The organism is Burkholderia sp. D-99 (assembly GCF_011605345.1).
In the GTDB taxonomy this organism is placed as follows: Bacteria; Pseudomonadota; Gammaproteobacteria; order Burkholderiales; family Burkholderiaceae; genus Burkholderia.
This window is the reverse complement of the sequence record NZ_JAAOXM010000003.1, coordinates 586,998-600,440: the sequence shown is the minus strand read 5'-3', so window position 1 is coordinate 600,440 and position 13,443 is coordinate 586,998. Positions and strand designations below refer to the sequence as shown.

At 65.6% G+C, this 13,443-nt stretch carries 12 protein-coding genes; all 12 read right to left on the bottom strand.

What is annotated here, in order from left to right:
• Positions 1–14 precede the first annotated feature (14 nt).
• Positions 15–1,478 carry a succinylglutamate-semialdehyde dehydrogenase gene (gene astD, locus HAV18_RS16870; RefSeq protein WP_166957717.1) on the bottom strand — a complete coding sequence of 488 codons (1,464 nt, stop codon included), beginning with the start codon at positions 1,476–1,478 and terminating at the stop codon, positions 15–17.
• A 7-nt stretch (positions 1,479–1,485) separates the two neighbouring features.
• A complete protein-coding gene (gene astA / locus HAV18_RS16865; RefSeq protein ID WP_166957715.1) occupies positions 1,486–2,532 on the bottom strand; it encodes an arginine N-succinyltransferase in 1,047 nt (348 codons plus the stop codon).
• The gene (gene aruF / locus HAV18_RS16860; protein WP_166957713.1) at positions 2,529–3,581 is read right to left on the bottom strand and encodes an arginine/ornithine succinyltransferase subunit alpha; all 1,053 of its coding nucleotides are present in this window, start codon (positions 3,579–3,581) and stop codon (positions 2,529–2,531) included. Before aruF ends, astA begins: the two co-directional genes overlap by 4 nt.
• Positions 3,582–3,611: 30 nt before the next feature.
• Positions 3,612–4,844, bottom strand: coding sequence for an aspartate aminotransferase family protein (locus tag HAV18_RS16855; RefSeq protein ID WP_166957711.1), 1,233 nt, complete (start codon positions 4,842–4,844; stop codon positions 3,612–3,614).
• A 1,044-nt stretch (positions 4,845–5,888) separates the two neighbouring features.
• Entirely contained in the window at positions 5,889–6,929 is a 1,041-nt protein-coding gene (locus HAV18_RS16850; protein ID WP_027787973.1) for a GlxA family transcriptional regulator, read from the bottom strand.
• A 22-nt stretch (positions 6,930–6,951) separates the two neighbouring features.
• A complete protein-coding gene (locus HAV18_RS16845) occupies positions 6,952–7,746 on the bottom strand; it encodes an ABC transporter ATP-binding protein (protein ID WP_166957709.1) in 795 nt (264 codons plus the stop codon).
• 20 nt (positions 7,747–7,766) lie between these two features.
• Positions 7,767–8,480, bottom strand: coding sequence for an ABC transporter permease (locus HAV18_RS16840; protein WP_043182061.1), 714 nt, complete (start codon positions 8,478–8,480; stop codon positions 7,767–7,769).
• Positions 8,477–9,166, bottom strand: coding sequence for a histidine ABC transporter permease HisQ (locus HAV18_RS16835; protein WP_166957707.1), 690 nt, complete (start codon positions 9,164–9,166; stop codon positions 8,477–8,479). The genes HAV18_RS16840 and HAV18_RS16835 overlap by 4 nt, the downstream gene beginning before the upstream one ends.
• 270 nt (positions 9,167–9,436) lie before the next feature.
• Complete coding sequence (locus HAV18_RS16830) at positions 9,437–9,994, bottom strand: hypothetical protein (protein WP_166957705.1); 558 nt, start codon at positions 9,992–9,994, stop codon at positions 9,437–9,439.
• 87 nt (positions 9,995–10,081) lie between these two features.
• Positions 10,082–11,125, bottom strand: a complete 1,044-nt coding sequence (locus HAV18_RS16825) for an HpnL family protein (protein ID WP_166957703.1) — start codon at positions 11,123–11,125, stop codon at positions 10,082–10,084.
• Complete coding sequence (gene hpnK / locus HAV18_RS16820; protein ID WP_166957702.1) at positions 11,122–12,006, bottom strand: hopanoid biosynthesis-associated protein HpnK; 885 nt, start codon at positions 12,004–12,006, stop codon at positions 11,122–11,124. Before hpnK ends, HAV18_RS16825 begins: the two co-directional genes overlap by 4 nt.
• A gap of 3 nt (positions 12,007–12,009) precedes the next feature.
• Entirely contained in the window at positions 12,010–13,431 is a 1,422-nt protein-coding gene (gene hpnJ, locus HAV18_RS16815; RefSeq protein WP_048249491.1) for a hopanoid biosynthesis associated radical SAM protein HpnJ, read from the bottom strand.
• Positions 13,432–13,443 lie beyond the last annotated feature (12 nt).

Below are 13,443 nucleotides of genomic sequence, written 5' to 3'. Positions count from 1 at the left end.
CGTCGTTCCCTCGTTCAGAAATGCAGGCCCGGCGACAGGCTCGCGGGCAAGGTCAGTTGCGTGCTTTCCACCGACGCCATCGGATACGCGCAATAGTCGGCCGCGTAGTACGCGCTCGGGCGATGGTTGCCCGAGCGGCCCGCGCCGCCGAACGGCGCAGCAGACGACGCGCCGTTGGTCGGTCGGTTCCAGTTGACGATCCCCGCGCGAATCGTGCGGCGGAAGTGCTCCCATGCCTTCGCGTCGTCGGCGAGCAGGCCGGCGGACAAACCGAATGCCGTGTCGTTCGCGCGCTCGATCGCTTCGTCGAACGTCGCGTAGCGGACGATCTGCGCGAGCGGGCCGAAATGTTCTTCGTCGGGCAGGTTGGCGACACCCGTCACGTCGACGATCGCGGCGTTCACGAAACCGAGGCGCGGATCACGCTGCGTCATCGCGATGATCGGCTTCGCGCCCTGCTCAATCAGGCGCGACTGCGCGTCGACGAGCTTCGCGGCCGCACGGGCCGAGATCACCGCACCCATGAACGGCTGCGGATCGGCGTCGAACACGTCGGCCGTGATCTTCGACGTGACGTCGGCGAAACGCGTGAGGAAGCGGTCGCCGAACGCGCCCTGCGGCACGAAGATGCGGCGCGCACACGTGCAGCGCTGGCCGGCCGACAGGAACGCCGACTGGATCGTGTGATGGACGGCCGCGTCGATATCCTCGACTTCGCCGATCACGAGCGGGTTGTTGCCGCCCATCTCGAGCGCGAGCACGATTTCCGGACGGCCGCCGAACTGCTTGTGCAGCAGCGTGCCGGTATCCGAGCTGCCGGTGAAGAACAGCCCGTCGATCTGTCGATGGTTCGCGAGCGCGATGCCCGTATCCTTCTCGCCCTGCACGAGGTTCAGCACGCCGGCCGGGAGCCCGGCTTCCTGCCACACTTCGACCGTCGCGCGCGCGACGCCCGGTGCGAGTTCCGACGGCTTGAATACGACCGCATTGCCGGCGATCAGCGCGGGCACGATATGGCCGTTCGGCAAGTGGCCGGGGAAGTTGTACGGGCCGAACACCGCGACGACGCCGTGCGGGCGGTGGCGCAGCACCGCGACACCGTCGGCCATGTCCTGGCGCTTCTCGCCGGTGCGTTCCTGGTAGGCCTGGATCGAGATGCCGACCTTCGCGGCCATCGACGCGACTTCGGTGCGCGCCTCCCACAGCGGCTTGCCCGTCTCGCGACCGATCGCGATCGCGATGGCTTCCTTGCGTTCGTTGAGCAACGCGGCGAAACGCTTGACGATCGCGCAGCGCGATTCGAAGTCGAGCGCCGACCAGCCGGCGAATGCGCGGCGCGCGCTCGCGACCGCACGGTCGACGTCGGCCGCCGACGCGCTGGCGCCCTGCCACGCGATCTCGTCGGTGCCCGGGTTACGCGAAGCGAACACGGGGCCCGAGCCTGCGACCCAGGCGCCGTCGATGAAGAGTTCCGTCATGATTCGTTTATCCCTGTTTGACTTTGAGCGGCAGCACACGCACCGGATCACCGGCCTTCACGTCGAGCGCGACGGCATCGTCGGCCGACAGCACGAACGAGCCGTTCGCGACCACGCCCGGCGCGACGCCGACGCGGAAGTCGGTGAGCGACGTGTTCGACACGAGCGACTTCGGCGGATGGCCGCCCCGCGCGCCTTCGCCCGCATCCGACTCGCCGATCGCGACCGGCACGACGACGCTCTCGCGCACCGTGCGCAGGTCGTTGACGTGGCATTCGAGCACCGGGCCCGCGTCGAAGATGTCGACGTGATTCTGGTAACGCAGCCCTTCCGCCTCGAGCATCTTGCGGGCCGGCAGCGTGTCGCGGTGCGTGAGGCCGACCGCGTCCTGCGCGTCCTGCGGCAGCAGGTCGACGTACACCGGGTAGCGCGGCATCAGTTCCGCGAGGAACGACTTGCGGCCGTGCGAGCTCAGGTAGTCGGCCGCGTTGAAATCGATCTGGTAGAAGTGCGAACCGACTGCGCGCCAGAACGGCGACGTGCCGTCCTCGTCGAAGTGGCCGCGCAGTTCCGCGCAGATGCGTTCCGGAAAGCGCTCGCGGAACTGCGCGATGAACATGAAGCGCGAGCGCGACAGCAGGCCGCCCACGCCGCCCGTGCGATAGCGCGGGCTCAGGAACAGCGAGCACACTTCCGCATAGCCGGTCAGGTCGTGCGAGATGTTGAGCGCGGACATCCGCGTCCACACGCCGAGCTCCTGGCTCGCGTGCACGACCGTGCTCACGCGATAGTTGTAGAACGGCTGTTCGAGGCCGACCTGCGTCTCGATCCCGCATACGCCCGCGATGTCGCCGGTCGTCGATTCTTCCATCACGAAGAAGTAGCCGGCCTCGCCGGCCGCGGCCTCGCCCGCGAGCGTGCGGCGCGTGCGCTCGATGCGCGCAGCGAGCGCGTCGCGGTCGGGCTTGAACGTGGTCAGGCCCGGCCCGGTTTCCTTCGCGAGCGACACGAGCGCGTCGACGTCGCCCGTTTGTACGACCCGAACGACGATCATGCTGCGTCTCCCTTCAAATCTTCATCGTCGCGGCGGTGCAGCGGCACGCAGCGCACGACATCGCCATCCTTCACATCGAGCGCCGCGCGCACGTCGCCGGCCAGCGGGGCATCGACCGTGTCGCCCGGCAGGTCGGCCAGCACGCAGCGGAACGATTCGCCGCTGCCCGTCGACACCATGTACGCGACGTCGCCCTGCTGGTGCGCGGCCTCGCGCACGACGCGCTCCGTGCCGTGCTTCACGCACGCGGTACGGTCGACCTGCGCGGTCAGCACCGGGCCCGCGTCGAAGATGTCGACGAAGCGGTCGGGCTCGAAGCCTTCCTCGAGATGGATGTCATAGGCGAGCAGTGCCGATTCGTTCGGCTCGCCGAGCACGCGCTGCGCGGCTTCCGGCAGCAGCGGCACGTAGAGCGGATAGGCCGGCATCACTTCCGCGATGAAGGTGCGGCTGCGGCCGCCCGATGCGATGTCGACGTCGGTGAAGTCGCGGCCGAAGAACTTGCGGCCCACCGCTTCCCAGAACGGCGATGCACCCGTGTTGTCGCTCACGCCGAGCAGCAGCGTGAACACTTCCGGCGTGAAGCGGCGGCGGTTCGCGGCGATGTACATCATCCGGGCGCGCGAGATCAGGTGCGCGGCCGCGTCGCCGCGCAGCGACGGATCGACGTAGAAGCCCGCGAGCCGGCTCTTGCCGGTCAGCTCGTGCGACATCGTGAGCGCGTGGATCTTGCGGTTCACGTGCAGCTCGCGCGACGCGTGGATCAGTGCATCGTTGCGGAACGCGTAGAACGGTTCCGAGTAGCCGGCCGCGGCCACGATGCTCGCCGTGCCGAGCAGCTTGCCCGTCGACGAATCCTCGAGCACGAAGAGGTAAAACTCCTCGCCGGCGAAATCGACGTCCGCGCGAAACGAATCCTCGGAGAGCGCCACGCGCGCTTCGAGCGCCGCGCGGTCGTGCGGCAGCGAGTGCAGGACCGGTTGCGCGGTGCGCGCCATGTGCGCGAGCGCATCGAGATCCGTGAGTTTGCCGGGGCGAACAAATAGCATCGTCGTTCCTGTCTGCGATGGGTGCGCCGATCAGCGCGCGGTGGCTTCCTGGGCGGCGAGCACTTGTTCGACTGCCTTCTCGAAGCGCTTCATGCCTTCGTCGAGCAGGTCGAACGGGATCACCAGAGACGGGACGAAGCGCAGCACGTTCGGACCGGCGATCAGCATGATCAGGCCGTTCTCTGCGGCGGCGGTAACGAAGTCCTTCGCGCGGCCGTCGAATGCGGCGGTGAGTTCGGCACCGACCAGCAGGCCCTTGCCGCGCACGTCCTTGAAGATGCCGAAGCGCGCGTTGATGCGCTCGAGCGCGCCCTTCAGGCGTACGCTGCGTTCGCGCACGCCTTCGAGCAGTTCCGGATCGCCGATCAGTTCGACGACCTTGTCGGCGATCGCCGATGCGAGCGGGTTGCCGCCGTACGTCGTGCCGTGCACGCCGACCTTGAAGTGCGCGGCGAGTTCGTTGGTCGTCAGCATCGCGCCGATCGGGAAGCCGTTGCCGAGTGCCTTGGCGGTCGTCAGGATGTCCGGCGTGACGCCCGTGTCCATGTAAGCGTAGAACTGGCCCGTGCGGCCGACGCCCGTTTGCACTTCGTCGAAAATCAGCAGTGCGCCGTGTGCGTCGCACGCTTCGCGCAGTGCTTTCAGGAAGGCCGGATCGGCCGGGATCACACCGCCTTCGCCCTGCACCGGCTCGACGATCACCGCGCAGGTTTGCGGGCCGATTGCGGCCTTTGCGGCTTCGATGTCGTTGTACGGCAGGTGCGTGATGCCGGCCGGCACGGGGCCGAAGCCTTCCGAGTATTTCGGCTGGCCGCCGACGCTGACCGTGAAGAACGTGCGGCCGTGGAACGACTGCACGAACGAGATGATTTCCGCTTTATCGGCGCCGTGGCGGTCGAACGCGACGCGGCGCGCGAGCTTCAGGGCGGCTTCGTTCGCTTCCGCGCCCGAGTTCGCGAAGAATGCGCGGTCGGCGAAGGTCAGCGATTCGAGGCGCTTGGCGAGGCGCAGCACCGGCTCGTTCGTGTAGCCGTTGCCGATGTGCCAGAGCTTGCGGCTTTGTTCGTCCAGGACTTTCAGCAGTTCCGGGTGGCCGTGGCCGAGCGACGTCACGGCGATCCCGCACGCGAAATCGATGTACTCGCGGCCGGCCGTGTCCCACACGCGGGAGCCCTCTGCGCGATCCGGCACGAACGGCGCGGGGGAAAATACCGGCACCATCACTTCATCGAATGTCTGGCGGGTCACGGTCGAGGTCGTCATGGTCGTTCCTTTCGGTTTCGTAAGAGGGTTCAACAGGATCAAGTTTAGGTAAGGGTGACGCAAGCGTCTTGCGGAATTGCGACGGGTTCTATCGGAAGCGGATAGTGCGCTTTATTTTGCCCTCTCCGGGCGGGGGGTTTCTTGGAGGCGTGTCTGGTTTTTTGGGTTTTTGGGTTTTTGGGTGGTGCGCTTGCCTTTGTCGTGAAGCACCTGTGATCTTTTCGGTCTATTTGCGTCGCCCCTGCGCGGGGCAGCGGTCACTTTTCTTTGTCTTGCCAAAGAAAAGTAACCAAAAGAAAGGCGCCCGGATAACGCATGACTTCCCGGTGCCGTGGCCTTCAAAGTGGTTCGCACCTAAGTGTCCGCGCCAGTCAGGAAAGCAGAGTGGTTCGAGCAATGGTTCTGACACCTCCCACTACCCAACAGAGCGGTATACCGCCCGCCAGCTCCGCCCTCGCTTCGCTCGGCCGACAGGTACCCCCCCTCCAGTAGCGCATGCGGTCAATCAGTTCCGGCAATCGCGGGGGAGCACCCCGAATTCAGCGGATCAAGGCCTGCCCTCATCCGCAAAAAAGGGACGCAGCAACCCATCACGAAAACACACGGCCACACGACGTCGTCAGACACCCACCGATGCCAAGCAGTCCGATGGATACGAATGGTGTGAGCAAAGAGCGTGTCCGATCCTCTGACGCAGTGCTGGCAGAAGCACGCGAGCGCACGCAATGCGACGTGAAGTACCTTGCAGCCGAGCGAAGCGAGGGGGGAGCTGGCGGGCGGTATACCGCTCTGTTGGGTAGGGAGTGGTGTCAGAACCATTGCTCGAACCACTCCGTGTTCTCGACTGGCGCGGACACTTAGGCGGTGTCCACTCCGTGGACCACGGCACCGGGAAGTCATGCGTTATCCGGGCGCCTTTCTTTTGGTTACTTTTCTTTGGCAAGACAAAGAAAAGTGACCGCTGCCCCGCGCAGGGGCGACACTAATAGACCGAAAAGATCACAGGTGCTTCACGAAAAAGCCAGTGCACCGCAGAAACCTGAATCAATCCTTCCCGCGCTCGACGAGCGCCCCCCCGCGAGGCTCGCTCCCCCCGCCGGTCTGCTTCTCGAGCCACGCTCGCCGATCCTCCCGAGGCGTAACGCCAAATCGCTCGCGGTACGCATTAGAAAAGTGCGCAGCAGAAGAGAACCCACAGGCGAGGCTAACCTGGACGACGGACTTGCTGGTCCGCTGCAACTGCGTCCTTGCCTTGAGCAACCGGAGGTTGAGGTAATACTTCGAGGGCATCGCCCCGAGATACTGTCGAAAGAGCCGCTCCAGCTGCCGGCGTGAAACGCCAACGAGTTCGGCGATCTCATCGGTCGTCAACGGATCCTCGACATTGGCTTCCATGAGCAGCAACGCATCGTTCAACCGAGGATGCCGCTCGCCCGGCGCGGTCACAAAAGGAATCCGCTGCCGCTCTTCGCCGCTCCGCAAAGTCCCGACCCCGAGTGCATCGGCAATCCGCTCCGCGAGGTCCGCCCCATGTTCCCGGCCAATCATGGCCAGCATGAAATCCACAGTAGCCTGCCCACCGGCACAGGTCGCCCGATCCCGATCGATCTCGAAGATCTGCTGCGTGACGATCGACCGCTCGAACTGTTCGGCGAACTGCTGATACGTCTCCCAGTTCACGCTCACCCGATACCCGGAAAGCTGCCCGGCCATCGCAAGCCACCACACGCCATGATGAATCCCGGTCACGAGCGGCGTGCGCTGCCCGACCCGCGCGAGACTCGCGAGAAACAACCGATAGTCGGCAAACTGCTGAAACCGCTCCGACACGACGATGACCCAGTCGCACGCGATCGCATCGTTGAACGCCGCATCGGCATGCCACTGCGCACCGCCGGCAAGCGGCACCGGCCGCCCGTCCCACGAACACACCTGCCAGCGATACAGCAGCCGCCCGTCGATCTCGTTCGCGAGGTTCAGCGCGTCGACGATCGGACCCACGCCCGACATCGACACGGGCGGCAATGCAACGATCGCCACCTGCATCGTGCGGGTGGCGCCTGCGGGACGAGACACCGGTACCACGTTTGAAACCTGCCCTGTCGCGTTACTTGAGACTGCCCGACAGGAACTGCTTGAGCCGCTCGCTCTGCGGGCGCACCAGCACTTCCTTCGGATCACCCTCTTCCTCGGTCCGCCCCTGATGCAGGAACATCACGTGGTTCGACACGTTGCGCGCGAAACCCATCTCGTGCGTGACGACGATCATCGTGCGGCCTTCCTCGGCGAGCTTCTGCATCACCTTCAGCACTTCACCCACCAGTTCCGGGTCGAGCGCCGACGTCGGTTCGTCGAACAGCATCACGTCCGGATGCATCGCCAACGCGCGCGCAATGGCCACGCGCTGCTGCTGGCCGCCCGACAGGTGCGACGGATACTGCTTCTCGACGCGCGGCGCGAGGCCGACCTTCTCCAGGTATTCGCGCGCACGCTCCTCGGCTTCCTTCTTCGAAATGCCGAGTACGTGCACCGGCGCTTCCATCACGTTCTCGAGCACGTTCATGTGCGCCCAGAGGTTGAAGTGCTGGAACACCATCGCGAGCTTCGTGCGAATGCGCTGAAGCTGCTTGTGATCGGCGACCTCGAGCGCACCGGCGCGGTCGGTCTTCGTGCGCACGGCCTCGCCGTCGACGACGATCTGCCCCGCATTCGGCCGCTCGAGAAAATTGATGCAGCGCAGGAACGTGCTCTTGCCCGAACCGCTCGCGCCGATGATGCTGATGACGTCACCGGCCTTCGCGTTCAGCGATACGCCCTTGAGCACTTCGTTGTCGCCGTAGCGCTTGTGGATGTCGAGCGCCGCAAGCTTGGCGGCTGCGCCCGTTTGAGTGATCTCGGCCAACTGGCTCTCCTCGAAGTGAATCAATGACGGGCGGCCGCGAGATACGCGAGCCAGTGGCGCTCCGCGCGGCGAAACGCCGCGACGAGTGCGAACGATACCGCAAGATAGATCAGCGCGGCGATCCCGAACGACTGGAACGCCATGTAGGTCGCGGAATTCGCATCGCGCGCGACCTTCAGGATGTCCGGCACGGTCGCCGTGAACGCGACGGTGGTCGCGTGCAGCATCAGGATCACCTCGTTGCTGTACAGCGGCAGCGCGCGGCGCAGCGCCGACGGCAGGATCACGCGGCGATACATCGTGAACGGCGACATCCCGTACGCACGCGCCGCCTCGACCTCGCCGTGCGGAATCGCACGGATCGCACCCGCGAAGATTTCGGTCGTGTACGCGCAGGTATTCAGCGCGAACGCGAGAATCGCGCAGTTGAAGCCGCTGCGGAAGAACGCGTCGAGCAGCGAGTGCGAACGCACGAACTCGAGGCTGTACATGCCCGTGTACAGCAGCAGCAACTGCACGTAGAGCGGCGTGCCGCGGAACACGTATGTGTAGAACCGCACCGGCGTCGACACCCACTTGTTCCTCGACACGCGCGCGACCGCGAGCGGCACCGCGCACACGAAGCCGAGCGAAATCGACGCGACGAGCAGCCACAGCGTCACCGCGAGGCCGGAGAGGCGCTGGCCGTCCCAGTAAAGGAACGCCTGGCCGAATTCCTGGAGGATCTCGATCATAGTTCTGCGTGCCGCACGCCCATGGAATAACGCTTCTCGAGCTGGATCAGCACGAGGTTGGAAACGGTCGTGATCGCGAGATAGATCAGCGCCGCGACGAGGATGAAGAAGAACATGTTGAACGTGCTCTTGCCGGCGTCCTGCGCGGCCTTCACGACGTCCGCGAGGCCGATGATCGACACCAGCGCGGTGGCCTTCACGAGCACCTGCCAGTTGTTGCCGATGCCCGGCAGCGCAAACCGCATCATCTGCGGAAACATGATCCGCGCGAACACCCGCGCGCCGCTCATCCCGTAAGCCGCACCGGCTTCGAGCTGGCCGCGCGGCACCGACAGGAACGCGCCGCGGAAGGTCTCGGTGAAGTACGCGCCATAGATGAAGCCGAGCGTCAGCACGCCGGCCACGAACGGGTCGATGTCGATCTGGTCCCAGCCGACGAAATCGGTGAACTGGTTCAGCCAGATCTGGATGCTGTAGAACAACAGCAGCATCAGGACAAGATCGGGCACCGAGCGGATCAGCGTCGTATAACCGGTCGCGATCGCTCGCAATACCCGGTTGGGCGACAGCTTCGCCACCGCGCCGATCAGCCCCAGCGCCACCGCAGTGGCGAGCGACAGCACCGACAGCTCGATGGTCTGCACGGTGCCGGCCCAGAGGACAGGACCAAAGCCGTAAAGGAACACGCGCGTCTCCAGAGTTGGAATGGATGCCGACGCGTATGCCTGTCCCGCGCCGGGCTGACGCGGATAGTCGCAAGCGAAATTGATTGCCTCAAACCACCTTGCACGCGATTGCTGCGTCGCAACAATCCGTCCCATCATTTGCAACTACGGCCTACGCCGCTGTTTCAAAAGGAAAAAAGCCGCTCCCTGACAACCGGATAACGGGCAGGGAAGCGGACTTTTTGCAATTTTCCGGTCGCTTTTTCGATATAGCGCCGAAGGCGGCTGCGCTTACCGCCCCTTCAGGATGTCGGAGCGCGAAGTCGTATAGACGAGCCCGTCCGGACCGAAATGAACGTTGAAGAATGCGTCGGTGTTGACGCCGTCCTCGAGCCAGCGCCAGCTCCAGACTATCTCGGGCTTGAGCGGATACTGCGCGATGTCGCCGGGCTTGCCGAGCAGGCGCCGCACCTCGTCCTCGTTCATCCCGGGGCGCACCTTCGCGAAATTCTCGGCGGTCAGCACCTGCGTCGCGCCCGTATAGCGGCCGTTCGCATCGAGATCGACGAACCACGTCTGGTTGCCCATCGGGCCGCGCGGGTATTCGAGACGCTTCGAGCCATCGGTGAAGTCGCGCTCGGTCTCGGGCTTGCCCATCGTGCCGCGCACGTCGGCCTCGGTCGATTCGCCGACCTTCAGCCCCTTCAGCAGCAGCGGCGCGGGCTTGATCGCGTTGAAGAAGTCCCTGATACGTTGCACGTCGAAGTTGCCTTGCTTGTCGTCGCAGCCGGTCAGCGCCAGCGCGGCGGCCAGCATCGTCACGGGAAGCAGCCGGAAACGGAAATTCATCGGAAGAAATGCGCGTCGAGAAAACACGCGGCAAGGATACCCGCGCGACGCCAAAAGCGCGAGACGGGCGCGCGGCCCGTCTCATGATCAATGCATCGTTTCGGTTTCGGTTTCGGCCACGCGGCTCGTCGCTTGCGGCGCGCGCGGCACAGCCGGCGGCGCGCCGATGTGGCGCCGCGTACGCACGAGTTCGGCAAGCTGCCACGAACCGAGCGCCAGACAGCCGAACAGCACCTCGCGGCCGCGCTTGACCAGCGCGAGCGACAGCGCCGTCTCGCGGTCGACGCCGAACATCTGCGCGAGCAGCACGACGGTCGCCTCCTGCACGCCGAGGCCGCCCGGCACCATGAACGCCGCATGGCGCACGGCCTGCGTCATCGCCTCGATCGCGATCGCGCCGCCGATCGACACCGGATGGCCAAGCAGCGCGAGCGCCCAGTAGATCTCGAGCGCGCCGAGCACGTAGCCGGCCAGTTGCCAGAAGAATGCGCTGAACAACAGGCCCGTGCGCGACATCAGCGCATCGATATCGGCATCGAGCCGCTTGCCGTCCACGCCCTGCAACAGCCGGTGCGAATCGCCGAGCAGGCGGCCCGCGAACCGCTCGATCGCATGGAAGACACCGCCGCGGCGCATCAGCACGACGCCGAGCACCGGCAGCGGCAGTGTCAGCAGCAGCGCGAGGCCGATCGTGCCGCCGCCCATGTTGTCCGTCGTCGCGAGCAGCAGCACGAGGCCGAGCGCGGCAAACGCATACTGGACGACGATCGTCACGAGCACCTCGACGATCACCGACGCCGTCACGCGGCTCGCGTCGGGCACCTGCCAGCGCGCGAGCCGGATACCGACCAGCTCACCGCCGATCCCGACCACCGGCAGCAGCCGGTTCACCGCTTCGCGCACGGTCGCGATCCACCAGAGGAACGGCAGCGACGAGCGCTTGTCGAGCAGCAGGTGCCACGCGTAGGCGTCGAGCAGCAGCGGCAGCGCGTGGAACGGTACGAGCCACAGCAGCGCGTAACCGGCGCGCGCGAGCATCTGCGACACGTCGCCGACGCCTTCGTGCAGCCCCAGCGCGAGCAGGATGCCGATGCCGAGCGGCCAGCCGAGCCATTTGATCCACTTGGTCATGACGGCTGCGCTCCCGGTGCGTGCGGCGCATGCGCGCCGCGCCGCGCCGCGGGCTGGCCGAACACGTCGGCAAAGCCGCCGGTCGCGACGCCTGCGGCCTTCAGTGCGGCCGCCACGCGCGGCGACAGCAGCGCATCGAGTTCGTCCACCGGACGGTAGCCGGTCATCGTCGGCGTGATCGGGCCGTCGCCGGCCTCGGCCGGATGGCAGTAGATCTCGCCGACGCCCGGCGGCAGCTTGGCAAGCGCGTCGAGCAGCACGGCCTCGTCCATCGCGCCCGTGTGTTCGATCCCGACCACGTAGTCGTTGTGCGCGAGACCCGCGCGGTCGAGCCGCGCGCGCACGAGCGCGATCCACGGCTTGAGCAGCGCGGGCGCGCTCGTCTCGTACGGCAGTCGCACCGCGCGCAGCCCGTAGTCGCGGCCGATCTCGATGATCAGCGACAGCACGGTCGGATGCAGGTGGAAATGCTTGTGCGCGTTCACGTGGTCGAGCGGCAGGCCGCTCGCCGCGAACGCGTCGAACTGCGCGCGAATCTCGCGGCGCAGTTGCGCACGAACGTGCGGCAGGAAGAAGAAGCGACAGCCGTCCTTCGCCATCGCGTCGCCGAACCGCCCGTCGGGGCCGACGAGCGCGGGAATCTCATGCGCGGGCAGCGTGGCCGGCCCGTCCGCAAGCACGAGATGCAGGCCGACCGCGAGCGACGGCAGCCGCCGCGCGCGCTCGATCGCATCCTGTGCGGCGGGCGCGCCAACCATCAGGCTGGCAGCGTTCAGCACGCCGTCGCGGTGCGCGCGCTCGACTGCCGCGTTGACGCGCGGGTGCAACCCGAAGTCGTCCGCGGTGAAGATCAGCGCCCGCGCCGCCCGCTGCGTCGCCACGGATTACGCCTCGTGTGCGCGCAGGAAGCGGAAGAATTCGACGCCTTCGCGCAGGCGACGCTTCATCATGTCCCAGCTCGTCAGCATCTCGCGCACGATTTCCCAGATCTTCGACGGACGGAAGTAGAACTGGCGATAGAACTGCTCGAGGTGGTGATAGATCTCGTCGCGCGACAGGTGCGCATAGCCGATCGCCGCGAGCTGCACGCCTTCCTTGCTCACCAGGTTGATCGTCTTGTTCTCTTCCATCCAGCCGTTTTCGACGGCCTGCTTGTAGAGCGTCGTGCCCGGATACGGCGCGGCGAGCGAGACCTGGATCGTGTGCGGATTGATTTCCTTCGCATACTCGATCGTCTTCTTGATGGTCTCCTGCGTCTCGCCCGGCAGGCCGAGGATGAAGGTGCCGTGGATCTTGATGCCGAGCTTCTTGCAGTCCGCGCTGAAACGACGCGCGAAATCGGTGCGCACGCCCTTCTTGATGTTCACGAGGATCTGGTCGTCGCCGGATTCGAAGCCGACCAGCAGCAAGCGCAGGCCGTTTTCCTTCATGACCTTGAGCGACTTGTACGGCACGTTGGCCTTCGCGTTGCACGACCACGTCATGCCGAGCTTGCCCAGGCCGATAGCGATGGCTTCGGCGCGCGGCAGGTCGTCGGTGAAGGTGTCGTCGTCGAACATCAGTTCCTTCACTTCCGGCATGTTGTCGCGGATCCACTTCGCTTCCGCGAGCACGTTCTCGACCGAGCGCGTGCGGTAGCGATGGCCGCTGACCGTCTGCGGCCACAGGCAGAACGTGCAGCGCGACTTGCAGCCGCGACCCGTGTAGATCGACACGTACGGGTAGTTCAGGTAGCCGATGAAGTAGTTGTCGATCTTCAGGTCGCGCTTGTAGATGGGCGCGACGAACGGCAGTTCGTCCATGTTCTCGAGGATCGGACGCGCTTCGTTGTGCTCGATCGAGCCGTCCTTCGCGCGCCAGCTCAAGCCCTTGATCTCGGGGAACGGCTTGCCTTCGGCGATTTCCTTGCAGGTGTAGTCGAATTCCTCGCGGCACACGAAGTCGATTGCCTCGCTCGCCGTGAGCGAGTTGTGCGGATCGACCATCACCTTCGCGCCCACCATGCCGACCAGCATCGACGGCTTCATCTTCTTCAGATCCTGCGCGAACATCGCGTCGGTCGGGAACGACGGCGTGCTCGTGTGGATGATCACGAGGTCGTAGTCGTTCGCGATCTTCAGCGTCTCCTCGACCGACAGGCCGTCGGCCGGTGCATCGAGGACGCGGCTGCCCGGCACGAGCGCGGCCGGCTGTGCGAGCCACGTCGGATACCAGAAGGAACGGATTTCGCGCTTCGCCTGATAGCGCGAGCCGGCTCCGCCGTCGAAGCCGTCATACGAAGGGGCCTGCAAGAACAGCGTTTTCATGAGTGCTCCGGT

Bases quoted from the DNA above. Each gene is read 5' to 3' on its own strand.
- astD (WP_166957717.1), bottom strand. From the start codon at position 1,478: ATGACGGAACTCTTCATCGACGGCGCCTGGGTCGCAGGCTCGGGCCCC.
- astA (WP_166957715.1), bottom strand. From the start codon at position 2,532: ATGATCGTCGTTCGGGTCGTACAAACGGGCGACGTCGACGCGCTCGTG.
- aruF (WP_166957713.1), bottom strand. From the start codon at position 3,581: ATGCTATTTGTTCGCCCCGGCAAACTCACGGATCTCGATGCGCTCGCG.
- HAV18_RS16855 (WP_166957711.1), bottom strand. From the start codon at position 4,844: ATGACGACCTCGACCGTGACCCGCCAGACATTCGATGAAGTGATGGTG.
- HAV18_RS16840 (WP_043182061.1), bottom strand. From the start codon at position 8,480: ATGATCGAGATCCTCCAGGAATTCGGCCAGGCGTTCCTTTACTGGGAC.
- HAV18_RS16830 (WP_166957705.1), bottom strand. From the start codon at position 9,994: ATGAATTTCCGTTTCCGGCTGCTTCCCGTGACGATGCTGGCCGCCGCG.
- HAV18_RS16825 (WP_166957703.1), bottom strand. From the start codon at position 11,125: ATGACCAAGTGGATCAAATGGCTCGGCTGGCCGCTCGGCATCGGCATC.
- hpnJ (WP_048249491.1), bottom strand. From the start codon at position 13,431: ATGAAAACGCTGTTCTTGCAGGCCCCTTCGTATGACGGCTTCGACGGC.